This window comes from [Enterobacter] lignolyticus SCF1, assembly GCF_000164865.1.
Classification (GTDB): domain Bacteria; phylum Pseudomonadota; class Gammaproteobacteria; order Enterobacterales; family Enterobacteriaceae; genus Enterobacter_B; species Enterobacter_B lignolyticus.
The window spans coordinates 2,742,147-2,765,028 of sequence record NC_014618.1; the positions used below are offsets into that span (position 1 = coordinate 2,742,147).

Here is a 22,882-nt window from a genome sequence, read left to right on the forward strand (position 1 = left end):
TTACTTTCGGTCATTTACTATAGCCTCGCGGGCAACAGTGCCGATACCTTTCGGTGAATAAGACGGAAAAGGATGAAATGCCAAAGAAGTCGTCATAAATGCTGAATACAAATTATGCATTGCCTGCATCATATTTGGCGCTATTGTTTACGTCATTTATTCATCTGGAATAGCGAGTCTGCTTACCGACGTCCAGCATTTGCCATCCGTTATTCGTCAATATGGCGCGCTCGGCTATACGCTGTATATCCTGTTATTTATTATCGCCACCCTTTTCCTGATGCCTGGCAGCATTCTGGTGATCGTCGGCGGTATTGTGTTTGGCACCGTCACCGGAACGCTGCTTTCCTTTATTGCCGCCACGGCCGCCTCGGCGCTGTCGTTCCTGCTCGCCCGCTGGATTGGGCGCGAACTGCTATTAAAATACGTCGGGCATACGGCCATCTTTCAGGCGATTGAGCGCGGAATGACCCGCAGCGGCAGCGATTTCTTAATCCTGACGCGTTTAATTCCTTTATTTCCCTACAACATTCAAAACTACGCCTATGGCCTGACGGCGATTTCATTCTGGTCGTTCACCCTCATTTCCGCCATCACCACATTACCCGGCTTACTATTGTATACCGCGATGGCCGACGAACTCGCGACGGGCGGTATTACTCCGGTCTTTATTCTAAAACTCTGCCTGGCGGGTATGGCGTTATTTACGTTAATTCAGGCAGCCAAAGCCTATGCCCGATATAAACAGGTTGTTCTGCCGGATCCCGGTAAAACGAAACGCAGCCTGTCCATCAACAAAAACCAAGGATAGAATAATCATGCAACATAATATGATGTCATGGAAAAAAGGACTGGCTGCGCTGTGTTTATTGGCCATCACCGGGCTCACCGGCTGTGACCAAAAAACGGACGCGGCCGCGCAGAATGTCGGGTATGACGGACTTTCGCCCAATACCCCTCTGCGGGTCGATCCTCAGACGCGCACCGTCACTATGCTGGTACAGGTCAATGGCCGTTTTCTTACCGATGATACCCGCCACGGCATTGTTTATAAGGGAGGCTCCAATAGCCAAAAATCGCTGTTTATCGGCTATGCCCCCCCGAAAGCACTCTATGATGCCTTAAAACAAATTCATGCCACGCCGGGGGATAATATGACCATGGACAATAAAGAAACCACGCATGTCGCGGGGAGCAAACTGGCCATATCCGTCACATGGGCTGGCGCCGCCAAAGCGTACTCCTTCGATGACGTTATCGTTGACAGCAATGGCCGGAAGCCAGACATGCGTTTTGGCGGGAATTTAACCGCGGCGGAGGAGAAAAAAACCGGCTGTCTGCTGTGCCTGGATAGCTGTCCGGTGGGGATTATCAGCAATGCCGTCTATACCTATGGGGCAGTGGAAAAACGCGGTGAAGTCAAATTCACTGGCAACGCCGCGCTATTACCGCCAGACGGAACGCTCGCGACGGTGTCATTTAACGTGATGGAGTAACGCCAGTCGCCTCCCGACCCCGGCTGCAGATAGCGTCTGCAGCCGGAGATATCGTGCCTTTTCACCCTCGACGATGAGCAACTACGCGCAATGAAAAAGCGTTCACTCTGGTACTACCGATTTGGTCTCCTCCTCCTGCTTTTGGCCGCCGTACTCCTCTGGCTATGGGTGCCTGGCGTTCATCATTTTATTAATCAAAGTATTGCCGCATTTTCATCGCTGGATCAGCGGGGCGTTGAACGCTTCATTCAGTCTTACGGCGCGCAGGCCGCAGTCGTCTCATTCTTCCTGATGATCCTGCAGGCGATTATCGCCCCCCTCCCCGCGTTTCTGATTACCTTTGCCAATGCGTCTTTGTTTGGCGCCTTCTGGGGCGGCCTGCTCTCCTGGACAAGCGCGATGGCCGGCGCCGCGCTATGCTTTTTTATCGCCAGAATTCTGGGGCGTGAAGTTGTCGAAAAGCTAACCGGAAAAACCGTATTACGCAGCATGGACGGCTTCTTTACGCGCTACGGCAGGCATACGATATTGATCTGCCGCTTATTGCCTTTTGTTCCCTTCGACCCGATAAGCTATGCTGCTGGTTTGACCTCTATCCGCTTTCGCCATTTTTTTCTCGCCACTGCGGTCGGTCAATTGCCCGCCACCATCGTTTACTCCTGGGTAGGCAGCCTGTTAACCGGGGGGACGTTCTGGTTTGTCACCGGATTGTTCACCCTGTTTGCCCTGACGGTCGTCATTTTTGTCGCGAAACAAATCTATTTTGAACGCCAGAAAAGGAAATTCTGATGCGCGCCAGCCCACTGATTTTTCGTTCACCACTGTACTGAAGAGGATGTTATGCGCTACATGCGTCATAGTTTATTACTCCTTAGCGCTGCGTTATTCAGCCCTCTGGCGACATCCGCCCAGAATACCGGCTGGCAGCAAACCGAAGCAGAGGCCCGCGGGCAAACGGTCTGGTTCAACGCCTGGGGCGGCGACCCGGCGGTCAACCGCTACCTCGACTGGGTGAGCGGTGAGGTCCGGCGCGACTACGCGATTGATTTACGCATAGTGCATATCGCCGACGCCGCCGATGCGGTTAAGCGTATTCAGACCGAGGCCCGCGCGGGACGCACGCACAATGGCTCCATTGACCTGCTGTGGGTGAACGGGGAAAACTTTCGCGCCCTGAAAACCGCCGGGCTGCTGAAAAGCGGCTGGGCGGAACAGCTGCCCAACTGGCGCTATGTCGATACGCAAAAACCGGTACGGGAAGATTTTTCCGTGCCAACCGACGGCGCTGAGTCGCCGTGGGGCAGCGCGCAGTTAACCTTTATCGCCCGGCGCAGCGACACGCCCGCGCCGCTGGCCGATGCCGATGCGCTGCTGAGCTATGCCCGCGCGCACCCGGGCACCGTCACCTACCCCCGTCCGCCGGACTTCACCGGCACCGCGCTCCTTGAGCAGCTGCTGATCTCCCTGACCACGCAGCCCGAGGCGCTCAAGCAGCCGCCGGACGACAACACCTTCGGGCGCGTCACCGCGCCGCTGTGGGCGTATCTTGACAAACTGCATCCGAATTTATGGCGCAAAGGCACGGATTTCCCGGCATCGCCCGCGAAGATGGATGCGATGCTGGCGAACGGCGCGCTGCGCCTGTCGCTGACCTTTAACCCGATGCACGCCCGGCAAAAAGTGAGCAGCGGCGAGCTGCCCGCCGACAGCTACGGCTTTGGCTTTACCCAGGGAATGCTCGGCAACGTGCATTTCGTGACGATCCCCGCCAACGCGCCTGCGGCGGCGGGCGCACAGGTCGTCGCCAATTTCCTGCTGTCGCCCGCAGCGCAAAGCCGCAAAGCCGACCCGGCCGTCTGGGGCGACCCGACGGTACTGGACCCGGCGAAACTGCCCGCCCCGCCGCCGCACGCGGGCGATAAAACGCCGCCGGTGCTGGCGGAGCCGCATGCCGCCTGGGTCAACGCACTGGAGCAGGAATGGCTGCGCCGTTACGGCACGCATTAACCCTGCTGACGTGGGGCGCGGCAGGGATGCTTTACCTTCCCCTGATCCCGGGGGCGGGCCTGCTGCTGACGCCTGCGTTTTCGGCTGAGCACTGGCGGGCGCTGTTCGCCGACCCGCAGCTGCCGCAGGCCGTCGCCGCCACGCTGGTTTCGACGCTTATCGCCGTGGTGGGCGCGCTGCTTATCGCCCTGAGCGCGATCGCCGCCTGCTGGCCGTCGCGCCGCTGGCGGCAGCTCGCCTCGCGTCTGCCTCTGCTGCTGGCGGTTCCCCACGTCGCCTTCGCCACCTGCGCGCTGCTGCTGTTTGCCGAAGGCGGCGCGCTGTACCGCTGGCTGCCCTTTCTGAGCGCGGCACCGGACCGCTACGGCATCGGCGTCGGCTTTACCCTGGCGCTGAAAGAGAGCGGCTTTTTGCTGTGGGCTATCTACGCGCTGCTGGGCGAAAAGCGGCTGGCGGAGCAGGCCATGGTGCTGCAAAGTCAGGGCTATGGCCGCTGGCAGTGCCTGGCCTGGCTTGTGCTGCCGCAGTTGATGCCGCAGCTGCGCGTCGTGCTGCTGGCGACCACCGCCTGGACGCTGTCGGTGGTGGATGTTGCGCTGGTATTAGGGCCGGGAAACCCGCCGACGCTGGCGGTGCTCGCCTGGCAATGGCTGTCGCAGGGCGACGATGCGCAGCAGGCTAAAGGGGCGCTCGCCTGCCTGCTGCTGCTGGCCTTACTGGCCGTCATCACGCTGCTGGCGCTGGCGCTGTGGCGCGGCTGGCGGCGCCGGGTGCCTGATTTTCGCGGCGTGCGCCATCCCCGCCCGCTGGCGCTGCCGGGGCGCTTTTTTTCCCTCTTTCTGCCCCTTTGCGGCCTGCTGTGCGTCATCGTGCTGGCATTAACCTCACGGCTGACGGCGCCGTCGCCCGAGAGCCTGCTCAACAGCCTGTGGCTGGGCGCGCTGTCGACGCTGCTCGGCGCTCTGCTGTGCCTGGCCTGGCTTGAGCTCGGCCATTCGCGCCTGAACATTGTTATCTGGCTGCCGCTGATTCTGCCCGCGCTGCCGCTGGTGGCCGGTCAGTATCAGCTGGCGCTGCGGGGCGCACTCGACGGCCAGCGGCTGACCGTGCTGTGGGGACATCTGCTGTGGGTGTTCCCGTGGATGCTGTTCGTCATGGCGCCCGCCTGGCGGCGCATCGACCCGCGCCTGACGCTGGTGGCCCGCACGCTGGGCTGGCGGCGCGGGCGGATATTCTGGCTGGTACTGTGCCCGCAGATGCTGCGTCCGCTGCTTTCGGCGCTAGCGGTAGGCTTTTCAGTGAGCATTGCGCAATACTTACCCACGCTCTGGCTCGGCGGCGGGCGCGTCACGACCCTGACCACCGACGCGGTGGCGCTGAGCAGCGGTGGAGACACCGCCCTGCTGGCGGCCGAGGCGCTGTGGCAGCTGCTGCTGCCCGCCGCCGCGTTTTTACTGTTCGCCCTGCTGCTGCGTCTGGCGGGCCACTACCGACAAGGACTCCGCTGATGCTTCGCGCTTTACAGGTTTCATTAACCCTGGCGGGACGCCCGCTGCTGCGCAACGTCAGTTTTGACGTCAGCCCGGGGGAGGCGCTCACCCTGATGGGCGCCTCCGGCAGCGGGAAATCCACCCTGTTCGCGTGGATGGCGGGCGCCCTGCCCGACGCCTTTAGCGCCGAGGGCGAGCTCTGGCTTAACGGCGAACGCCGCGATACGCTGCCGACCCACGCCCGGCATATCGGCATTCTGTTTCAGGATGCGCTGCTGTTCGACCACTTCAGCGTCGGGCAAAACCTGTTGCTGGCGCTGCCCGCCGCCATCCGGGGCCGCGCGCGTCGCGCGGCGGTAGATGCGGCGCTGGAAAACGCCGGGCTCGGCGGCTTTTATTCCCGCGATCCGGCCACGCTCTCCGGCGGCCAGCGCGCCCGGGTGGCGCTGCTGCGGGCGATGCTGGCGCAGCCGCAGGCCCTGCTGATGGATGAGCCGTTCAGCCGCCTCGACGCCGGGCTTCGCGACAGCTTTCGCCAGTGGGTGTTCGCCGAGCTGAAGCGGCTGTCTATTCCGGTGGTGCTGGTGACCCACGACGCCGCGGATATTCCCCCCGGCGGACGCTGCCTGCAGCTTGAAAGCTGGTGCTAAACTGCGCCAGCGCAATGTTTTTCCTTATTCTGGAGTTCAGAATGACGCTTCCACAAACTACCGTCGGGCAATTCGATGAAACGTGTTTCTCAACTGACCGCGCTGGCCCTGCTGATCGGGCTGACCTCTACCGCCTCCTCCTTTGCTGCTGATATGTCCTCCTCGTTATCGCTCAGCCAGCTACAGCAGAAAAACGGGATCGCTATCGATACCCGACCGAGCGCCTTTTACAACGGCTGGCCGCAAACCCTGAAGGGCACCGAAGGCCATGAGCCTGCGGCTCTGAACCTGTCCGCCAGCTGGCTTTCCGCGATGAGCGACGCGCAGCTTGCCGCCTGGATCAAGCAGCATCAGCTGAAGCCGCAGACCCCGCTGGCGCTGTACGGTGACGATCGCGATAACCCGGCCGTCGCTGAACGGTTGAAAAAAGCGGGCATGACCCACGTGACGCTGCTGAGCGACGCGCTGCAGCAGCCTGCGCGGCTGCAAAAGCTCGCCCATTTCGAACAGCTGGTTTACCCGCAGTGGCTGCACGACCTGCAGCAGGGTAAAACCGTCGCCGCCGCCCCGGCTGGTGAATGGAAGGTGATTGAAGCCGCCTGGGGCGCGCCGAAATTCTACCTGCTGAACCACATTCCGGGCGCCGACTATATCGACACCAATGAGGTCGAAAGCGAACCGCTGTGGAATAAAGTCTCCGACGCCGACCTCAAGGCAATGATGGCCAAACACGGCATCCGCCATGACACCACCGTGATCCTCTACGGCCGCGACGTCTACGCCGCCGCCCGCGTGGCGCAGATCCTGCTGTATGCCGGGGTGAAAGACGTGCGGCTGCTGGACGGCGGCTGGCAGGCCTGGTCCGACGCCGGGCTGCCGGTCGAGCGCGGCACGCCGGGCGGCGTGAAGCCCGCGCCGGACTTTGGCGCGCCGATCCCCGGCCAGCCGCAGCTGATGCTGGATATGCAGCAGGCGCGCGGCCTGCTGCACCGTCAGGACGCCTCGCTGGTCAGCATTCGTTCGTGGCCGGAGTTTATCGGCAGCACCAGCGGCTACAGCTACATTAAGCCGAAGGGCGAGATCGCCGGCGCCCGCTGGGGCCATGCGGGCAGCGACGCCACGCACATGGAGGATTTCCACAACCCGGACGGCACCATGCGCAGCGCCGACGACATCACGGCGATGTGGAGCGCCTGGCATATCCAGCCTTCTCAGCAGGTCGCGTTCTACTGCGGCACCGGCTGGCGCGCCTCTGAGGCCTTTATGTACGCGCGCGCCATGGGCTGGCCGCACGTCGCAGTGTACGACGGCGGCTGGTATGAATGGAGCATGGATGCCAAAAACCCGGTCAGCCGCGGCGAACGCGGGCCGGACAGCACGCTGTAATCCGCTTCACCCGGCAGCGGTTATCCCTGCCGGGTTTCCAGACCTTTCAACGTCACGTAGCCGCTCCACACCCGGGTAAAGGTCGTCAGCCAGCACAGCGCGCCGAACACCCACGCAAACCACGTAAACAGCGCAGGAAACAGGCAGCTCAGCCCGAACAGCAGCATCGTTTCGCTCCCCTCCGTCAGCCCGCCAAGGTAGTAAAATGATTTGTGCGCATAGCCTGGATTATCGAGCTGATGCTTCGCCGCGAGCGCGGCAAAGGCGAGAAAGCTGCTGCCGGTGCCGATAAAGGCGAACAGCAGCCAGCTGCCCGGCAGCGCGTTATGCAGCGGATCGGCGAGAATAAAGCCAAACGGCACCAGCGCGTAGAACAGAAAATCCAGCGCGATATCCAGAAACCCGCCGGCATCGCTTAAGCCCCGACGCCGTGCCAGCGCGCCGTCAAGGCCGTCCATCAGGCGGTTGATCGCAATGGCGGCCAGCGCCGCGCCGTACCAGCCCAGCGCCAGAAACGGCAGCGCCAGCACGCCGACGGCAAACCCCACCAGCGTCAGGCCGTCCGGCGAGACGCCCGGGCGATCCAGCAGCGCGGCGAGGCGGTTGAGGCCCGGTTTGACCCGCGGATGAAGATGTTTATCCAGCATGCGGCGGCCTTTGGCTGTCGCACAGCCCCTGCGAGGGGATATCCAGCGCCGCATTGAACCGCGCCGACAGATTCTGAAACGCGATAAGCGCGGTCATTTCGGCGATCGCATCATCGGAATAATGCTGCTTCAGCGCCGCTTTTTGCGCGTCAGTGACGACGGGCGGCGTGGCGGTCACGGCGTCGGCATACGCCAGCGCCGCGCGCTCTTCCTCGCTGAACAGCGCCGAACGCGGCCAGTCCGCTACCGCCTGCACCTTTTCCAGCGCATTGCAGCGCTCGGCAAGACGCAGGCTGTTGGCATCAATACAGAACGCGCAGCGGCACTGCTGCGACACCCGCGTCATCAGCAGCGCCCGCAGCTCCGGCGCAAGCCGCGCGCGTCGGCGCTCCAGCCAGCCGACAAACAGCGCCACCAGCCAGAACAGACGCGGCATGCGTCCCCACCAGCGCGTTGGGTTAAGGGTGTCGCCATAGTGCTTCTTCTGCAGATGCACAATCGGCGACAGCGAGGCGGGAATATCGTCAAGCGGCGGTATCCAGGGCGTGGTGTTTTTCACCCGAAAACTCCTGCGGTTCTTTAGCGAAATCAAAGTCCAGGATAGTATGGCATCCCCCGTAAGGAAACGTTGACCCCGATGCTAAAAACGATTGATGTTGTTGCCGCGATTATCGAACAGGATGGCCAAATTCTGCTGGCCCAGCGCCCGCCCCATGCCGATCAGGCCGGGCTATGGGAGTTTCCCGGCGGTAAGGTTGAGGCGAACGAAAGCCAGCCGCAGGCGCTGATTCGCGAGCTGCGCGAAGAGCTGGGCATTGAGGCCGAACCTGCGCGCTATATCGCCAGCCACCGGCGCGAGGTTTCAGGGCGCATTATCCATCTTCACGCCTGGCACGTGCCGGTGTTTCACGGAACCCTCGTCGCCCACGAGCACAGCCAGCTGGTCTGGACCGCGCCCGGGCAGGCGTTTGACTGGGATCTCGCCCCGGCTGACGTTCCGCTGCTGACGGCGTTTATTGCCTTACGCGACGCCAGACCAGCGGATTGGTGCTGATGGTTTTCTCATCGCGCTGGCACTGCAGCAGCACCCCTTCGGCTTTGATCACCGCCCCTTCCGAGTAGTTCTGGTTCTCATAGATGCAGCACTGGGAACAGGGCTGCGCCTGCTGTGTATTCCCGCTATTGCTGAACACTTCAGGCGGTACGTTCACCTGAACATCCGGGCGAAGACGCTGGTCGGCCAGCACGCTCGCGCTCATCGTCAGCGCCAGCAATGCCGTCAGTAATCGTGTCATTTTCATTCCTTGTTGAAGAAGCTCTTTTTACTATATCGGCTCAGGACGACACTCTCTTAAATTTTTCCGGTCATCGCTTTTGGTTATGACCGGGCGCCGGTTATAAATTTTCCCTCGCCGACCGATTTTTCCTTGCCTGCCGCTGCGCTCAGGGTGATATAGTCGAAAAAAACATAAGAATTTCACTGACAAACACGACAATAACAAACGCTCACAATCATAAGAGGAAATTATTACGATGGATCAGGTACCTTCTCTGGAGACATTTCTTAACCATGTACAGCTGCGCGACCCGCACCAGCCGGAGTTCGCGCAGGCGGTACGTGAGGTCATGACCACCCTGTGGCCGTTCCTTGAGCAGAATCCGCGCTATCGCCAGATGGCCCTGCTGGAGCGGCTGGTTGAGCCGGAGCGCGTGATTCAGTTCCGCGTCACCTGGGTGGACGACCGCAACCAGGTGCAGGTCAACCGCGCCTGGCGCGTACAGTTCAGCTCGGCGATCGGCCCCTTTAAGGGCGGTATGCGCTTTCACCCTTCCGTGAATCTGTCGATCCTCAAGTTCCTCGGCTTTGAGCAAACCTTTAAAAACGCCCTGACCACCCTGCCGATGGGTGGCGGTAAAGGCGGCAGCGACTTCGATCCGAAAGGCAAAAGCGAAGGCGAAATCATGCGCTTTTGCCAGGCGCTGATGACCGAACTGTATCGCCATCTGGGCGCGGATACCGACGTCCCGGCGGGGGATATCGGCGTTGGCGGACGTGAAGTCGGCTTTATGGCCGGGATGATGAAAAAGCTGTCGAACAATACCGCCTGCGTCTTCACCGGCAAGGGGCTGTCGTTTGGTGGCAGCCTGATCCGCCCTGAAGCGACCGGCTACGGGCTTATTTATTTCACCGACGCCATGCTCAAACGCCACGGCCTCGGCTTTGAAGGCATGCGCGTGGCGGTGTCCGGCTCCGGCAACGTGGCGCAATACGCCATCGAAAAAGCCATGGCGCTGGGCGCACGCGTGGTCACCGCCTCAGACTCCAGCGGCACCGTCGTCGATGAAGCCGGGTTTACCGCCGAGAAGCTGGCGCGCCTGACGGCGATTAAAACCAGCCGCGACGGCCGCGTGGCCGATTACGCCCGCGAGTTCGGCCTGCCGTATCTTGCAGGCCAGCAGCCGTGGTCGGTGCCGGTGGATATCGCGCTACCGTGCGCGACGCAGAACGAGCTGGACGTGGACGCCGCGCGAACCCTTATCGCTAACGGCGTGAAGGCCGTAGCGGAAGGCGCCAATATGCCAACCACCATCGCCGCCACCGACCTGTTCCTCGACGCGGGCGTGCTGTTTGCCCCGGGCAAAGCGGCAAACGCCGGCGGCGTGGCGACCTCCGGGCTTGAAATGGCGCAAAACGCCGCGCGACTGGGCTGGAAGGCGGAGAAAGTGGACGCCCGTCTGCACCACATCATGCTGGATATCCACCAGGCCTGCGTGGCCTACGGCGGCGAAGGCAAGCAGACGCACTATGTGCGCGGTGCCAATATTGCGGGCTTCGTGAAGGTCGCCGACGCGATGATTGGGCAAGGGGTGATTTAATCACGCTGCGGGTCACAGAGGGATTCAGATAAGAATCCCTCTTTTTTTGTCTTACGGTTTTAACGCGCCATACACCTGATCGACAATCCATCCATAGGTAGCCGCCGGCAACAGGCCGCTCATGAACACGTTCGGGTTCATTTTCGGGTCGGCGACGGGCGAATGAGGCTTGTTGCCCAGAATCACTATTGCCATATGGTTAACGGGGTCGATTGCGGTTAGCGTCCCTGTCCATCCGGTATGGCCATAGGTCTGCGCGCTGGCCAGAACGCCAAACGTCGGCGTCATCGACGCATTGCCGTTCACCCGCCAGCCCAAACCAAACGTGGCGTCCTGTGCCGAGCCGCGGGTAAACTGTGCAACGGTATTCTTATCAAACAGCTTCACGTTGCCATAGCCGCCGTCGTTGAGCATAACCTGCATCAGCACCGCCATGTCGCTGGTCGTGGAGAACAGTCCGGCATGGCCTGAGACGCCGCCCATGGCGTACCAGGCTTTTTCATCATGCACCTGCCCCCAGATCGTGGAGGTACGAATGTTCGGGAACGTGATGACCCCGTCCCGCGTATTGCCGTTTAGTTCGGTCGCGGCAATCTGCTGTCGGCTAAACCCTTTTTGCAGCGGATTAAACACCGTGTGCGTCAGGCCGAGCGGCTTATAAATGCTGTTCTCGACATAGGTATCCAGCGGCATCTGTACGACGGATTCAATGATAAACCCGAGGATCATGTAATCCACGTCGCTGTAGATATGTTTCGTGCCCGGAACGTAATCCAGCGGCGTTTTTTTAATCATTTCCAGCGTTGTCGCTTTATTCTGCGAATACAGCGCGCCCGCCGCTTTTTTATTCGGATACTGCGGATCGGCAGGAAACCCGGCCGTATGATGCAAAATATCGGTAATACGCAGCGCGTCCTTGCCCCTGATGCTATCCCCCGGCCGATCGGCAAAACCGGGAATGTATTGAGAAACGAGATCGTTCACATCGATCTTTTTCTCATAAACCAGCTTCTGCAGGGCAAAATTGGTGGCGAACATTTTGGTGTTTGAGGCCAGATCGTACATCGTCGCGGTGGTGGCGCTTATCGGCGCCGCCATTAATAAGGAACCTTCATATTTTTTCGCGTAACCCCAGGCTTTTTGATAAACGATGTGGTTATCTTTCACGATCAGCAGGTTAATGCTGGGATATCCGGCGCTAATCTGGTTCTGAATCCAGTCATCCAGCTTATTCAGCTTCTTAAGGTCAAACCCCACCGTATCCGGGCCTGCGGTGGTGAGTACAGGGTACTCAGCCGCAAATGCGGAAATGGACAGCGCCAACAGAGAAACCAGCGTCATACTCTTTTTCATCGTTATTCCCTCAATCCAGATCCACATTTTTGCAGCCAAATAAGGCGGTGATAACAAACCCGGCGACATAGGAAATTAGCACCCCGCCGCCGTACACGGCAATTGCCGGAAGAATACCGCTGCCCGAGGTCATCAGCGGCAGCGCAACCAGCCCGGAAGGGCCAAAGGCGCTGTTTAATCCGACGGGAAGCCCCAGCCAGGCCACCGTGCCAATAAAGAGACCGCCCGCCGCACCGCCGACGCAGGCCGTGACAAAGGGCTTCATGCGCGGCAGAGTCACGCCATAGATCAGCGGTTCGCCAACGCCCAGCAGGCCGGGAATAATTGCGCCGCGAATCTGAGACCGCAGCGTGGACGTTTTTTCCGATCGCCAGTACAACGCCAGCGCGGCGCCAACCTGCCCGGCTCCGGCCATTGATAGGATAGGAAACAGCGAGTTGAAGCCTTGCGAATCCATCAGCGCCAGATAGACGGGAATAAACCCCTGGTGCACGCCAAAGACGACGGCGATAAGGAAGACACCGGCCAGAACCGCACATCCCAGCGGATTGCTGTTCAGATGCATAAACAGCCAGGACATCCCCTGGAACAACCAGACGCCGACCGGCATGATGATGATGAACGTCACGATAGCGGTCACAATCAGCGTCAGCATTGACGTTAAAATCATATCCAGTTCGTCAGGGATATAGCGTCTGAAGAAACGCTCGATTTTAGCGCCCGCCCAGGCTGCGAGCAGCACCCCGATGATATTCCCACGCGGATCGATGACATGCCCAAAGAAATCCTGTAGCCCGGAGTAGTAACCAACCGTAGCCGTAGGGTTATAGCCGAGAATAAACAGCGCGGCGATAATCGCGCCATTCACCCCGGTACCGCCGAAGGCTTTCTGCGCGTTATAGCCAATCAGCACCACCAGAAATGTGAACAGCCCTTTACTGAATATCTTCAAGAAGTTCAGCGAATCCGGCATAACCCCTTTGGCGTCTGGCGCAATATGCATCAGCGTGCCGACCAGTGTGGCAATGCCGAGCATCAGACCGGCCGCAATAAAACCAGGAATCAGCGGTGTGAAAATAGTCGCAAAGTTCGCCAGAAACTGCTGCAACGATGACTGCTGCTTACTTTTCAGCTGGTTTTTGTTTTCCGCGGCGATGGTGTTTAAATCCTTCACTCCCAATAAATTATTCATGCTTTCGGCAGCACGCTGCGCTTTACCGACGCCAAAAATGATTTGTACCTCGTTGCCATTAATCACCACTCCGCTCACCGCCCCTTTGAGCGCGGTATGTATCTCCGGCGCAATGCGCGTGACGACCGAAACCCGTAAACGCAGGCGGGTCATGCAGTTCCCGCAGTTGATGATGTTATCCGCACCGCCCACCAGCGTAATAATCTGCGTCAGCAATTCCTTGCTTATCGTTTTAGACATGACGTAATACTCCCTTCCTCAGTTATTTAATAGCCACTTCATAAATGACAGACGTTGTTTATCTGATAAATTCAGATATTCATCTTTTATCCTGGCCAGCCCATCACTGTTTTCTGTGACAGCAGGTGAGGTATTTCTGTCTTCTGCAATGAGGAATGATTTAAAATCCGAAAAAATATTAAAACTTTGCTGATCGATTTTCTTTATAGAGAATGGCACCGGCTTATCATTCGCTATCAGCATAAACTGAGGGTTGGCGGCCTGCCTCTTCGCTTCGTTTTCATCGGTAACTTTTTGCGCCGACAAAACCAGCTTGTCACTGGCGTTATACTGAAATGAAAGAATATACGGCGCAGAGGTGATTCTTCCTTTACCCTGATTCACGGATTCCGGATTAACGGCGCTGTCAAATTTTATAACCAGCTGATTTTCACCGGGCGGTAGCGAAACGTCTTTCGAGAACATGGAGACTTTCGCATTGCTGGCGGCGAGGGCAACAACGGTATCACCGAGCTCAAGATCAATATTGGCGAATGCGCTTCCTGAAATTATAAATGAAGCAAATAATATGATTCTTTTCATAACCAATCCCTATAAATAAGGGCAAAAGGTTTGCCCTTATGCGAACATAATTTATATTTTTAACTAAAACTCGTAGCGTAATCCCAAATGGAAATAATCATCAGCGGGATCGCTACCGCCGAACGAAACCGCTTTACCGGTTACCCGGTTGGTTCCACCTTCGCCGTTACGCCATGAATATGAGCCATAGATTGAGCTCTTCGCCGTCACTTTGTACTGAATTTCAAACGTGGTATCGCGAAGTTTGAGATCGTCGCCATCGGTGTTGAGCAGATGACGATAGCCCGCCCTGAGCCACCAGTCCGGCGTAAGGGCATAGACGAGAGTGGCTTCCCAGTCTTTGTCCGTACTGTCGGGACGACCGTCCAGGTAGGTAACGTTATCCTCCGTATAAAGCAGGCCCAGCATCGCATCACCAAGATAATAGCGGCTGCCGATACCCCACATCTGGTACTTATCGGCATTATCATCAGACTGGCCAGACTGGTCGCCATGCCTGGCCTGCGTCTGCTCGGCGGCCAGTACCGGCTGAATTCTACCCGCCGCGCCGAGATCGAGCGTATAGCGTAGCGCGGCGTTTACGCCGTAATCCAGTGACGAGGTGTTGTTACCGATGATATAGGCGGTAGAAACATCAAGATTGCCAATGGTGTTCTGATACTGGACCGTTCCGTCCTGACGGAAAACCTGAACGGCGGTGGAGTCGACAAAGTTCGCCTGGCGGGCGACGGCCACATCCGACGAGGCGAACACATCACCAATGTCCGTGAACATAATCAACCCGGACGAGACGCGGCCTGCGGTGATCTTTCCGTACTCCGCAAAATCAAGCCCGGCCCATACGTACCGGGCCGTAAAGTCATTGGGGTTTTCCGCTTTGATATTGTTGGCGTACTCTGCGGCGTTGACCTGATATTGCGTAAAACCAATGACGGCAAATTTATCGTTGATCATCTGACGTGCGGAAAAACCGATACGGGCGTCAAAATCACCGGAGGTATCCCCCGTCTTTTTATCGGAAACGTTAAAACCAAGACGTCCGTACAGATCGATGTTTGAACCATCATCAGCGCTGTAGATAACCGCTGCCTGAGAAGATGCCGCCAGAGAAAATAATAAAAATGGCAGATATTTAATCCCTATTTTCATTTACTCACCTTATAATTTAACTTAAAATAAATAGAAACAACGAAAGGAATACTTGATCGTTTTTAAAAAATTAAAAATGGAAATTTTAATTCCTTTTCATGCTTTGTGATGTTTGTCAAAATAAGGCAAGCACACATTGCAAATCATCATTTACATTTATCATTACACATATTTATATTGTTTTGATAAATGAAAAATTGGATATTTCTTATGGGTTATTTAAATAAATTAAAGGCAGATCTGGAATATTACACTGATACAGAAAAGAAAATTGCGCTTTATATAATATCCCAGCTGGGTAATTTTAAGGATTGTTCATCAAAATCGATTGCCGCATCGCTAAATGTGGCCCAGTCCTCTATCTCCAAATTTTCACAAAAACTTGGCGCCAGAGGGTTTACAGAATTAAAGATGTTATTGATAGAAGAATATACGCTGGAGGTTAATAACAAACACAAAAAACATTTACATAATTCAATAGAAAAATCAGACTCGCTGGAGGTTATCGCCGGGAAGTTAATAAGAGAAAAACATACCGCAATTGAAGAAACCACCAACAACATCAACTTCCATAATCTTCGCGAGATCATTAAAGTCATTCACTCGGCCAACCATATTCAAATTACCGGGATCGGTGGTTCGGCGCTTACTGCCAAAGATCTGGCGTTTAAGCTGATGAAAATTGGCTATCGCGTGACCTGCGAGATTGATTCGCATGTCCAGATAACGGTGGCCCAGGCGCTGAGGCACCAGGATGTGCAGATTGCGATATCCTACTCAGGCCGCAAGAAAGAGATTTTAGTGGCCGCCGCCGCCGCAAAAGAAAGAGGCGCGAAAATCATCGCCATAACGACCCTCGCGCAAAATCAGCTGCAAAAGCTGGCGGATTATACGCTGGAAACCATCTCGAATGAGGATGAATGGCGCAGCTCCTCCATCTCATCACGTACAGCGCAAAACTGTATTACCGACCTGCTGTTTGTCAGCTTACTGCAAATTAACGACCTGAGATCATTAGCATTGATTGAACGTAGCCGCAGCCTGATTAACAAACTCGAGTAGGCGTTTTATAGCGCCCTGCTCGTGCGCAGAGCGCGACCGTTCTACTCTGCCGCCGTCTTACGTTTCCCGCCCTTACGGGCAAACGTCTTTTTCTTGTCCCCGCCTGGCGCCACCAGACCGCGGAACTGTTTTACCGGCGTGCGCCTGGCCTGGTCGATCAGGCTGAACAGCGTGCCGACCAGCGGCTGCATAAAATCCTGATACCGGCACTGCTTTTCGCTGATTTGCGTCAGCACCGACTCCCAGTGGGCGGTCATGTCCGGGCGTCCCGCCATTTCCGGCAGGGAGTGAATCAGCGCTCTTCCGGCTTCGGTAGAGTGAATGTAGCGCCCTTTTTTGACCAGAAAACTGCGCTTGAACAGCAGCTCGATAATCCCGGCGCGGGTCGCTTCGGTGCCCAGCCCGTCGGTGGCGCGCAGGATCTTCTTGAGATCTTTGTCCTGCACGAAGCGGGCAATCCCGGTCATCGCCGACAGCAGCGTGGCGTCGGTAAAATGCCGCGGCGGCTGGGTCTGGCGTTCGACGACCTCGCCTTTTTCGCACAGCAGCTCGGCGCCTTTTTCCACCACCGGCAGCGGCGTACCGTCGTTCTCCTCGTCGCGCTCTTTACTGCCCAGCAGCGTGCGCCACCCGGCCTCCGCCAGAAAGCGGGCTTTGGCGACAAACTTGCCGTTGGCGATGTCCAGGTCTATCTGACACTTGCGGTAAACCGCATCGGCGCAGAACTGCATCAGGTACTGGCGCGCCACAAGGCCGTAGACGTTGGCCTCGTTATCGCTGAGCTTTACCGATGAGCTGCGGGCGGTCGGGATAATGGCATGGTGAGCGTCGACCTTTTTGTCATCCCAGCAGCGGTTGCGCACCTCCGGGTCGACGGCAGGCTGCGGCAGCAGATCCGGCGCGTGGACGCTGATGGCGTTCAGCACCGCCTGCCGTCCGGCAAAATGCTCTTCCGGCAGGTAGCGGCTGTCGGAGCGCGGATAGGTGATAAGCTTATGGGTCTCATAGAGCTTCTGGCAGATATCAAGCACGTTCTGCGCGCTCAGGCCAAACCGCTTCGCCGCCTCTATCTGCAGCGCCGAGAGCGAAAACGGCAGCGGCGCCGGTTCGGATTCCCGTTTATCGTTATACGCGGTGACCATCGCGGGCTGGCCGCTTATCCGGCTGACCACGTGGTCCGCCAGCGGACGGTGCAGCAGGCGCCCCTCTTCATCCTGATACGGCTCGCAGGCTTCGCTGGGCTGCCACAGCGCGGTGAAGCGCTCGTCCGCCGGGGTGACGATATGCGCTTTGACGTCAAAAAAATCTTTGGCGACGAAGTTTTCTATCTCTTCATCGCGCCGCACCACCAGCCCGAGCACCGGCGTCTGCACCCGGCCCACCGACAGCACGCCCTGATAGCCGGCGTTGCGCCCGAGCAGCGTATAGGCGCGGGTCATATTGATGCCGTAGAGCCAGTCGGCGCGGGCGCGGGCCAGCGCTGAAACGCACAGGGGGATAAACTCGCTGTTGGCGCGCAGGCGGGAAATCGCCCGCTCCACCGCCTGGGGGTTAAGATCGTTTATCAGGCAGCGCTGAACCTGCTGGCGCTTGTCGGCGGCCAGGTTCAGGTAGTCGAGCACCTCGTCCACCAGCAGTTGACCTTCGCGATCCGGGTCACCGGCGTGGATAACTTCGCTCGCGTCCTGCAATAAGCGCTTGATTACGTTGAGCTGCTTGGTCACCGAAGGCCGCGGCTGCAGCTGCCACTTTTCCGGTACAATCGGCAAATCCGTCAGGTTCCAGCGGGCGTAACGGCTGTCATACACATCCGGTTGCGCCTGCTCCAGCAGATGGCCGATGCACCAGGTCACCACCTGGCCGTTGCCGCACTCAATATAGCCATCCCCTTTGCGATGCGGCTTTGGCAGCACATCGGCGATGGCGCGAGCCAGACTCGGTTTTTCCGCGATAAACAAGCGCATAGGGTCAGCGGATCTCGATCATCGGACGACCGCCGCGCGCGGTAACCAGCTCGCCGATGTCGGCAAGCGTAATGCCAAACTCCGCCGCCGCCGCCTGGGCCTGCGCCTGGGCCTGCGGCTCAACCGCCAGCAGCAGCCCGCCGGAGGTTTGCGGGTCGCACAGCAGGTTGCGCCAGGCGTCCGGCATTTCGCCCATCAGGTGGCCGTAGCTGGCGAAGTTACGCGAGGTGCCGCCCGGCACCGCCCCCAGGGCGATATACTCTTCCACGCCCGGCAGCTTCGGCACATCGGCAAAACGCACCTGCGCCTGAACGCCCGCGCCCTGGCACATCTCGCTGAGATGGCCCAGCAGGCCGAAGCCGGTCACATCGGTCATCGCCTTCACGCCGTCGATATTGGCAAAGGCCGCGCCTGCGAGGTTCATCTGGCACATCACCTCGGTCGCCAGCCCCTGGTGCTCAGGCTTGAGCAGCGATTTTTTCTCCGCGGTGGTCAGAACGCCAATGCCCAGCGACTTGGTGAGAAACAGCTTGCAGCCCGCCTGCGCGGTGCTGTTTTTCTTCACCCGCTCGGTCGGCACCACGCCGGTCACCGCCAGGCCGAAAATCGGCTCCGGCGCGTCAATGGAGTGGCCGCCCGCCAGCGCAATCCCCGCCTGCTGGCAGGCGAAACGCCCGCCCTCAATGACCTCGCGGGCGATTTCCGGCGCAAGGGTGTTTATCGGCCAGCCCAGAATAGCAATCGCCATAATCGGCTTACCGCCCATGGCAAAGATGTCGCTTATCGCATTCGTTGCGGCAATGCGGCCGAAATCAAACGGGTTGTCGACGATCGGCATAAAGAAATCGGTGGTGCTGATGATGGAGGTTCCGTTGCCGAGATCGTAAACGGCGGCATCATCGCGGGTCTCATTGCCGACAAGCAGGTTCGGGTCGACAAACTTCGCCTGCTCGCTATGCAGGATGGTTTCCAGCACCTTAGGGGAAATTTTACAACCGCAACCGGCTCCGTGGCTGTATTGCGTTAAACGAATGGTTTGCTCGCTCATGGACATCTCCTGTCATTGCAATCGCGCGATACCCTAAACGTTTCAGGCCGTCAGCGCCATCGGGGCGCACGCCACCTGAAACAGGACGCGTCTATGGTAGCGCCCAAACGCTCAGGTGATAAGTACGACTGTCCGAATTCGCGCGCTCCTGCTCATTACGCGTACGATTCCGCGCTTTCCCGCGGGCGCCCACGGCGGTAACGCATTCATAAAATTTATATATCTGCCATTTTGCGAAGTATCGCAACTTTTGTCCCGGCGTTTCTCATTAGTGTTATATGACAGAATTGTGACAGCCACGCTGTCGCTGTGGACGTGAGTACCAATAAAGGAACTGTGCATGAAAAAACATCTTGTCGCGCTCTGCGTAGCCAGCCTGTTTTCCGTCAGCGCCTTCGCGCTGGTCCCTTCGGGTAACGATGCCACCACGAAGCCCGATCTCTACTACCTGAAGAATAGCCAGGCCATCGACAGCATGGCGCTGCTCCCGCCGCCACCGGAGGTCGGCAGCATTGCGTTTTTAAACGACCAGGCGATGTATGAAAAGGGTCGGTTGATACGCAATACGGAGCGTGGAAAACAGGCGGCGGAAGACGCGAACCTCAGCAGCGGCGGCGTCGCTAACGCCTTCTCCACCGCCTTCGGCTCGCCGATTACCGCCAAAGACGCGCCGGAGCTGCACAAGCTGCTGACCAATATGATTGAGGATGCGGGCGATCTGGCGACCCGCTCCGCCAAACAGCACTACATGCGTATTCGCCCGTTCGCCTTCTACGGCGTGCCAACCTGCAACACCAAAGAGCAGGACTCGCTGGCGAAGAACGGTTCTTACCCGTCAGGGCATACCTCCATCGGCTGGGCGACGGCGCTGGTGCTGGCGGAGATTAACCCGCAGCGCCAGGATCAGATCCTCCGGCGCGGGTACGATCTGGGCGAAAGCCGGGTTATCTGCGGCTATCACTGGCAGAGCGATGTGGACGCCGCGCGTATCGTCGGTTCCGCCGTGGTCGCCACGCTGCACACTAACCCGGCCTTCCAGCAGCAGCTGCAGAAAGCCAAAGACGAGTTCGCCGGCCAGCACAAACAGTAAGCGCAGCGCGGTTCTGCCGATGGCGGAACCGCGCTGTCGATCAGAAGTGAACGACGAACGGCGAGGTGTCTACCGCCGCGATGGTGGTGGACGCCTTGAGCTGCGGCGTGCCAAGGTAGAGAAAGCCCACGATTTTATCCTGCTCGCGGCAGCCCAGCCCATCGCGCACGACCGGGCTTTCGGTTAAGGCGCCGCTGCGCCAGATGCCGTTAAACCCCTGCGCCACGGCCGCCATCTGCATGGCCATCACCGCACAGCCTGCGGACATCTCCTGCTCCCACTTCGGCACCTTCGGGTGATCCTGGCATTTCGCCACCACCGCGATAATCAGCGGCGCACGAAACGGCGCACTGCGCGCCTTCTCCACCGCTTTGTCATCCTGCCCGGCGGCTATCGCCCCCTTTTCCAGCAGCTGGCTAAAGCGCGTAAGGCCGTCGCCCTCGATGACAAAAAACTGCCACGGCTGCAGCGTGCCGTGGTCCGGCGCGCGCAGACCGGCGCGCAAAATATTTTCCCGCTGTTCGCCTGTTGGCGCGGGTTCCGCCAGGCGCGCGGCGCTACGACGATTGATAAGCAGTTCAAGTGCATCCATTACCTAACTCCCGTATATGACCATTCTTTTTCATAAAATTAACATGCACGGGTAATTTGTTACAGCACGGAAGGCGATTCCTGCTGACAAGCGGCGGCGGTGTCTTTAGGATAACCCCACGCTGCGCCTGTACGGGCGGGACTTCATTTCATTCTGTCAGGGAGAAAACATGCGAACCCTTTGGCGAATTATTGCCGGATTCTTTAAATGGACGTGGCGCTTACTGAACTTCGTTCGCGAGCTGGTGCTCAACGTGTTCTTTATCCTGCTGGTGCTGGTGTGCGTCGGCGTGTGGATGCAGCTCAGCAGCAACATTGCGCAAAGCACCGCCCGCGGCGCCCTGCTGCTGGATATCTCCGGCGTGGTGGTGGATAAACCGTCCGCAACCAGCAAGATAGGTACGCTCAGCCGCCAGCTGCTCGGCGCCAGCTCCGATCGCCTGCAGGAAAACTCGCTGTTCGATATCGTGCAGACCATTCGCCAGGCCAAAGACGATCGCAATATCACCGGCATCGTGCTGGATCTGAAAAACTTCGCCGGCGCCGATCAGCCGTCGATGCAGTATATCGGCAAAGCGCTGCGCGAATTCCGCGACAGCGGCAAACCGGTGTTTGCGGTCGGCGACAGCTATAGCCAGGGCCAGTATTACCTCGCGAGCTTCGCTAACAAAATCTTCCTGTCGCCGCAGGGCATTGTCGATCTCCACGGTTTTGCCACCAACGGCCTGTACTACAAATCGCTGCTCGACAAGCTGAAGGTGACCACCCACGTGTTCCGCGTCGGCACCTATAAATCCGCCGTTGAGCCGTTCATTCGCGACGACATGTCTCCTGCGGCGAAAGAGGCCGACAGCCGCTGGATTGGCGAGCTGTGGCAAAACTACCTGACGACCGTCGCGGCGAACCGCCAGATCACGCCGGAGCAGGTTTTCCCGGGCGCACAGGGCATGCTTGACGGCCTGCGCAAAGTTGACGGCGACACCGCGCAGTACGCATTGAACAATAAGCTGGTCGATTCGCTGGCCACCAGCGCACAGGTGGAAAAAGTGCTGACCAAGCAGTTCGGCTGGAGCGCTACGGATAAAAACTATCGCGCCGTCAGCTTCTACGACTACACGCTGAAAACGCCGTCAGACCAGGGCTCCGCCGTCGCGGTTATCTTCGCGAACGGCGCTATCATCGACGGCCAGGAAACCCCGGGCAACGTCGGCGGCGATACCACCGCCGCGCAGATCCGCGATGCGCGCCTTGACCCGAAAGTGAAGGCCATCGTTCTGCGGGTGAACAGCCCGGGCGGCAGCGTCAGCGCGTCGGAAGTGATCCGCGCCGAGCTGGCCGCGGCCCGTGAGGCTAATAAGCCGGTCGTTGTGTCGATGGGCGGTATGGCGGCCTCCGGCGGCTACTGGATCTCCACCCCGGCGAATTACATTGTGGCTAACGCCAGTACGCTGACCGGGTCTATCGGTATCTTTGGCGTGATCAATACCGTTGAAAACAGCCTTAGCAACCTCGGCGTGCATACCGACGGCGTCTCCACCTCGCCGCTGGCGGACGTGTCGATAACCAAATCCCTGCCGCCGGAAGTGCAGCAGATGATGCAGCTCAGCATTGAAAGCGGCTATAAGCGCTTTATTACGCTGGTGGCGCAGTCCCGCCACAGCACGCCGGAGCAGGTTGATAAGATTGCCCAGGGCCACGTCTGGACCGGGCAGGACGCGAAGGCCAACGGGCTGGTCGACAGCCTGGGCGACTTTGACGATGCGGTGGCGAAAGCCGCGGAGCTGGCGAAGCTCAAGCAGTGGCATATCAGCTACTACCAGGAAGAGCCGTCGTTTTTCAGTATGATGCTCGACAGCCTGACCGGTTCGGTGCGCGCCTCCCTGCCGGAAGCGCTGCAGGCCTTCCTGCCTGCGCCGCTGGCCAGCGCGGCGAGCGTTGTGAAAGCGGAAAGCGATAAGCTCGCCGCCTTTAACGACCCGCAAAATCGCTATGCATTTTGCCTGACCTGCGCCAATATACGCTAACTGTTATCCCCTCCCTGCGGAGGGGATTTTTCTT

At 58.5% G+C, this 22,882-nt stretch carries 22 protein-coding genes; 12 read left to right on the top strand and 10 right to left on the bottom strand.

Features of this window, described 5'->3' with window-relative positions; all coding sequences use genetic code 11:
• The first annotated feature begins 94 nt into the window (after nucleotides 1-94).
• The 7 genes from ENTCL_RS12890 (at nucleotide 95) to ENTCL_RS12920 (ending at nucleotide 7,029) form a co-directional block, all read left to right on the top strand.
• Nucleotides 95-811, top strand: a complete 717-nt coding sequence (locus tag ENTCL_RS12890) for a TVP38/TMEM64 family protein (RefSeq protein ID WP_013366573.1) — start codon at nucleotides 95-97, stop codon at nucleotides 809-811.
• 7 nt (nucleotides 812-818) lie between these two features.
• Entirely contained in the window at nucleotides 819-1,496 is a 678-nt protein-coding gene (locus tag ENTCL_RS12895) for a YdjY domain-containing protein (protein ID WP_013366574.1), read from the top strand.
• Between the two features lie 90 nt (nucleotides 1,497-1,586).
• Nucleotides 1,587-2,285, top strand: coding sequence for a TVP38/TMEM64 family protein (locus ENTCL_RS12900; RefSeq protein ID WP_013366575.1), 699 nt, complete (start codon nucleotides 1,587-1,589; stop codon nucleotides 2,283-2,285).
• Nucleotides 2,286-2,336: 51 nt separating this feature from the next.
• Nucleotides 2,337-3,503 (top strand): ABC transporter substrate-binding protein, encoded by a 1,167-nt coding sequence (locus ENTCL_RS12905; RefSeq protein ID WP_013366576.1) that lies wholly within the window; start codon nucleotides 2,337-2,339, stop codon nucleotides 3,501-3,503.
• Nucleotides 3,476-5,011, top strand: a complete 1,536-nt coding sequence (locus ENTCL_RS12910) for an ABC transporter permease subunit (RefSeq protein ID WP_013366577.1) — start codon at nucleotides 3,476-3,478, stop codon at nucleotides 5,009-5,011. Before ENTCL_RS12905 ends, ENTCL_RS12910 begins: the two co-directional genes overlap by 28 nt.
• On the top strand, nucleotides 5,011-5,643 hold the full coding sequence (locus ENTCL_RS12915; protein ID WP_013366578.1) for an ATP-binding cassette domain-containing protein: 633 nt from the start codon (nucleotides 5,011-5,013) through the stop codon (nucleotides 5,641-5,643). Before ENTCL_RS12910 ends, ENTCL_RS12915 begins: the two co-directional genes overlap by 1 nt.
• Before the next feature lie 75 nt (nucleotides 5,644-5,718).
• Entirely contained in the window at nucleotides 5,719-7,029 is a 1,311-nt protein-coding gene (locus ENTCL_RS12920; protein ID WP_013366579.1) for a sulfurtransferase, read from the top strand.
• A gap of 20 nt (nucleotides 7,030-7,049) precedes the next feature.
• Here the strand turns inward: ENTCL_RS12920 and ENTCL_RS12925 are convergent, their stop codons facing one another.
• Both ENTCL_RS12925 and ENTCL_RS12930 read right to left on the bottom strand, forming a co-directional pair.
• Nucleotides 7,050-7,676 (bottom strand): CDP-alcohol phosphatidyltransferase family protein, encoded by a 627-nt coding sequence (locus tag ENTCL_RS12925; protein WP_013366580.1) that lies wholly within the window; start codon nucleotides 7,674-7,676, stop codon nucleotides 7,050-7,052.
• Complete coding sequence (locus tag ENTCL_RS12930; protein ID WP_013366581.1) at nucleotides 7,666-8,235, bottom strand: carboxymuconolactone decarboxylase family protein; 570 nt, start codon at nucleotides 8,233-8,235, stop codon at nucleotides 7,666-7,668. Before ENTCL_RS12930 ends, ENTCL_RS12925 begins: the two co-directional genes overlap by 11 nt.
• Before the next feature lie 78 nt (nucleotides 8,236-8,313).
• Between ENTCL_RS12930 and ENTCL_RS12935 the strand changes: the two genes are divergently transcribed.
• Complete coding sequence (locus ENTCL_RS12935; protein WP_013366582.1) at nucleotides 8,314-8,730, top strand: pyrimidine (deoxy)nucleoside triphosphate diphosphatase; 417 nt, start codon at nucleotides 8,314-8,316, stop codon at nucleotides 8,728-8,730.
• Here the strand turns inward: ENTCL_RS12935 and ENTCL_RS12940 are convergent.
• Nucleotides 8,690-8,971: a DUF1496 domain-containing protein gene (locus ENTCL_RS12940; protein ID WP_013366583.1), complete on the bottom strand. Its 282-nt coding sequence runs from the start codon at nucleotides 8,969-8,971 to the stop codon at nucleotides 8,690-8,692. The genes ENTCL_RS12935 and ENTCL_RS12940 overlap by 41 nt on opposite strands.
• Nucleotides 8,972-9,209: 238 nt before the next feature.
• On the opposite strand from ENTCL_RS12940, the gene gdhA reads away from it, so the two are divergent.
• Nucleotides 9,210-10,553, top strand: a complete 1,344-nt coding sequence (gene gdhA, locus ENTCL_RS12945; RefSeq protein ID WP_013366584.1) for an NADP-specific glutamate dehydrogenase — start codon at nucleotides 9,210-9,212, stop codon at nucleotides 10,551-10,553.
• A 51-nt stretch (nucleotides 10,554-10,604) separates the two neighbouring features.
• Here the strand turns inward: gdhA and pbp4b are convergent, their stop codons facing one another.
• From pbp4b to ENTCL_RS12965, 4 genes are all read right to left on the bottom strand, one after another.
• Nucleotides 10,605-11,906, bottom strand: a complete 1,302-nt coding sequence (gene pbp4b, locus ENTCL_RS12950; RefSeq protein ID WP_013366585.1) for a penicillin binding protein PBP4B — start codon at nucleotides 11,904-11,906, stop codon at nucleotides 10,605-10,607.
• 10 nt (nucleotides 11,907-11,916) lie between these two features.
• Nucleotides 11,917-13,338, bottom strand: coding sequence for a PTS N-acetylmuramic acid transporter subunit IIBC (gene murP, locus ENTCL_RS12955; protein ID WP_013366586.1), 1,422 nt, complete (start codon nucleotides 13,336-13,338; stop codon nucleotides 11,917-11,919).
• A gap of 18 nt (nucleotides 13,339-13,356) precedes the next feature.
• On the bottom strand, nucleotides 13,357-13,920 hold the full coding sequence (locus ENTCL_RS12960) for a DUF2057 family protein (protein ID WP_013366587.1): 564 nt from the start codon (nucleotides 13,918-13,920) through the stop codon (nucleotides 13,357-13,359).
• 63 nt (nucleotides 13,921-13,983) lie between these two features.
• The gene (locus ENTCL_RS12965; protein WP_013366588.1) at nucleotides 13,984-15,069 is read right to left on the bottom strand and encodes a porin; all 1,086 of its coding nucleotides are present in this window, start codon (nucleotides 15,067-15,069) and stop codon (nucleotides 13,984-13,986) included.
• Between the two features lie 210 nt (nucleotides 15,070-15,279).
• Between ENTCL_RS12965 and ENTCL_RS12970 the strand changes: the two genes are divergently transcribed.
• Nucleotides 15,280-16,131: an SIS domain-containing protein gene (locus tag ENTCL_RS12970; RefSeq protein WP_013366589.1), complete on the top strand. Its 852-nt coding sequence runs from the start codon at nucleotides 15,280-15,282 to the stop codon at nucleotides 16,129-16,131.
• A 41-nt stretch (nucleotides 16,132-16,172) separates the two neighbouring features.
• Here the strand turns inward: ENTCL_RS12970 and ENTCL_RS12975 are convergent, their stop codons facing one another.
• Together ENTCL_RS12975 and selD are read right to left on the bottom strand one after the other, a co-directional pair.
• Nucleotides 16,173-18,095, bottom strand: coding sequence for a DNA topoisomerase III (locus ENTCL_RS12975; protein ID WP_013366590.1), 1,923 nt, complete (start codon nucleotides 18,093-18,095; stop codon nucleotides 16,173-16,175).
• 4 nt (nucleotides 18,096-18,099) lie between these two features.
• Nucleotides 18,100-19,143: a selenide, water dikinase SelD gene (gene selD / locus ENTCL_RS12980; RefSeq protein ID WP_013366591.1), complete on the bottom strand. Its 1,044-nt coding sequence runs from the start codon at nucleotides 19,141-19,143 to the stop codon at nucleotides 18,100-18,102.
• 340 nt (nucleotides 19,144-19,483) lie between these two features.
• Here selD and phoC point away from each other — a divergent pair, with 340 nt between their 5' ends.
• On the top strand, nucleotides 19,484-20,233 hold the full coding sequence (phoC, locus tag ENTCL_RS12985) for an acid phosphatase PhoC (RefSeq protein ID WP_013366592.1): 750 nt from the start codon (nucleotides 19,484-19,486) through the stop codon (nucleotides 20,231-20,233).
• A gap of 40 nt (nucleotides 20,234-20,273) precedes the next feature.
• Here phoC and ENTCL_RS12990 read toward each other — a convergent pair whose 3' ends face one another.
• Nucleotides 20,274-20,825: an NAD(P)H nitroreductase gene (locus ENTCL_RS12990; RefSeq protein ID WP_013366593.1), complete on the bottom strand. Its 552-nt coding sequence runs from the start codon at nucleotides 20,823-20,825 to the stop codon at nucleotides 20,274-20,276.
• Nucleotides 20,826-20,994: 169 nt separating this feature from the next.
• Between ENTCL_RS12990 and sppA the strand changes: the two genes are divergently transcribed.
• Complete coding sequence (gene sppA, locus ENTCL_RS12995; RefSeq protein ID WP_013366594.1) at nucleotides 20,995-22,848, top strand: signal peptide peptidase SppA; 1,854 nt, start codon at nucleotides 20,995-20,997, stop codon at nucleotides 22,846-22,848.
• Nucleotides 22,849-22,882: the final 34 nt, after the last annotated feature.

What these genes read in the sequence shown, in the direction of transcription:
- ENTCL_RS12915 (WP_013366578.1), top strand. Translation starts at nt 5,011, where the DNA reads ATGCTTCGCGCTTTACAGGTTTCATTAACCCTGGCGGGACGCCCGCTG.
- phoC (WP_013366592.1), top strand. Translation starts at nt 19,484, where the DNA reads ATGAAAAAACATCTTGTCGCGCTCTGCGTAGCCAGCCTGTTTTCCGTC.
- ENTCL_RS12970 (WP_013366589.1), top strand. Translation starts at nt 15,280, where the DNA reads ATGGGTTATTTAAATAAATTAAAGGCAGATCTGGAATATTACACTGAT.
- gdhA (WP_013366584.1), top strand. Translation starts at nt 9,210, where the DNA reads ATGGATCAGGTACCTTCTCTGGAGACATTTCTTAACCATGTACAGCTG.
- ENTCL_RS12935 (WP_013366582.1), top strand. Translation starts at nt 8,314, where the DNA reads ATGCTAAAAACGATTGATGTTGTTGCCGCGATTATCGAACAGGATGGC.
- sppA (WP_013366594.1), top strand. Translation starts at nt 20,995, where the DNA reads ATGCGAACCCTTTGGCGAATTATTGCCGGATTCTTTAAATGGACGTGG.
- ENTCL_RS12920 (WP_013366579.1), top strand. Translation starts at nt 5,719, where the DNA reads ATGAAACGTGTTTCTCAACTGACCGCGCTGGCCCTGCTGATCGGGCTG.
- ENTCL_RS12910 (WP_013366577.1), top strand. Translation starts at nt 3,476, where the DNA reads ATGGCTGCGCCGTTACGGCACGCATTAACCCTGCTGACGTGGGGCGCG.
- ENTCL_RS12940 (WP_013366583.1), bottom strand. Translation starts at nt 8,971, where the DNA reads ATGACACGATTACTGACGGCATTGCTGGCGCTGACGATGAGCGCGAGC.
- ENTCL_RS12905 (WP_013366576.1), top strand. Translation starts at nt 2,337, where the DNA reads ATGCGCTACATGCGTCATAGTTTATTACTCCTTAGCGCTGCGTTATTC.
- pbp4b (WP_013366585.1), bottom strand. Translation starts at nt 11,906, where the DNA reads ATGAAAAAGAGTATGACGCTGGTTTCTCTGTTGGCGCTGTCCATTTCC.
- ENTCL_RS12975 (WP_013366590.1), bottom strand. Translation starts at nt 18,095, where the DNA reads ATGCGCTTGTTTATCGCGGAAAAACCGAGTCTGGCTCGCGCCATCGCC.
- ENTCL_RS12925 (WP_013366580.1), bottom strand. Translation starts at nt 7,676, where the DNA reads ATGCTGGATAAACATCTTCATCCGCGGGTCAAACCGGGCCTCAACCGC.
- selD (WP_013366591.1), bottom strand. Translation starts at nt 19,143, where the DNA reads ATGAGCGAGCAAACCATTCGTTTAACGCAATACAGCCACGGAGCCGGT.
- ENTCL_RS12960 (WP_013366587.1), bottom strand. Translation starts at nt 13,920, where the DNA reads ATGAAAAGAATCATATTATTTGCTTCATTTATAATTTCAGGAAGCGCA.
- ENTCL_RS12900 (WP_013366575.1), top strand. Translation starts at nt 1,587, where the DNA reads ATGAAAAAGCGTTCACTCTGGTACTACCGATTTGGTCTCCTCCTCCTG.
- ENTCL_RS12895 (WP_013366574.1), top strand. Translation starts at nt 819, where the DNA reads ATGCAACATAATATGATGTCATGGAAAAAAGGACTGGCTGCGCTGTGT.
- ENTCL_RS12990 (WP_013366593.1), bottom strand. Translation starts at nt 20,825, where the DNA reads ATGGATGCACTTGAACTGCTTATCAATCGTCGTAGCGCCGCGCGCCTG.
- murP (WP_013366586.1), bottom strand. Translation starts at nt 13,338, where the DNA reads ATGTCTAAAACGATAAGCAAGGAATTGCTGACGCAGATTATTACGCTG.
- ENTCL_RS12965 (WP_013366588.1), bottom strand. Translation starts at nt 15,069, where the DNA reads ATGAAAATAGGGATTAAATATCTGCCATTTTTATTATTTTCTCTGGCG.